Raw genomic sequence first — 353 nt, forward strand, 5'->3', positions numbered from 1 at the left:
ATCGTGGAGGACTGGCAACCCAGCCCGAGTGATTAGTAGTCTAAGTGGTTGTCGAATATCTGACGCGTAAATGGGGTTGACCAGCTCCGTCTGGATCTACGTTTCATTTGCTCGGTTGATTGTGGTTTGTCGAGTGCTCGATTCTGAATCCTTTTTCTTCTTTTCTTTGGCCATGCACTCAAGTCGGTAGATTAACCACATCGTGCCCATCATGCCGCACATGGGTATAGTCCGTGTTACTTTTTCGCTCAGATCCGTCGATTCTAATTCACTTAGCATCCAGATCCAGAGGAACATCGTGGTGTAGCCGAGAATGATTGTGAATCGAAGTTTCATTTCTTCTGTAGATCGTG

The 353-nt window shown here is 46.5% G+C and carries 1 protein-coding gene; it reads right to left on the reverse strand.

Translation table 11 applies throughout. From position 1 onward, the window contains the following. Window positions 1-96 precede the first annotated feature (96 nt). On the reverse strand, window positions 97-353 hold a 257-nt coding region (locus QEH52_RS20335), incomplete at its 5' end, for a hypothetical protein (RefSeq protein WP_308952788.1).

This window comes from Thalassobacterium maritimum (assembly GCF_031127805.1).
Taxonomy (GTDB): Bacteria; Verrucomicrobiota; Verrucomicrobiia; order Opitutales; family Coraliomargaritaceae; genus Thalassobacterium; species Thalassobacterium maritimum.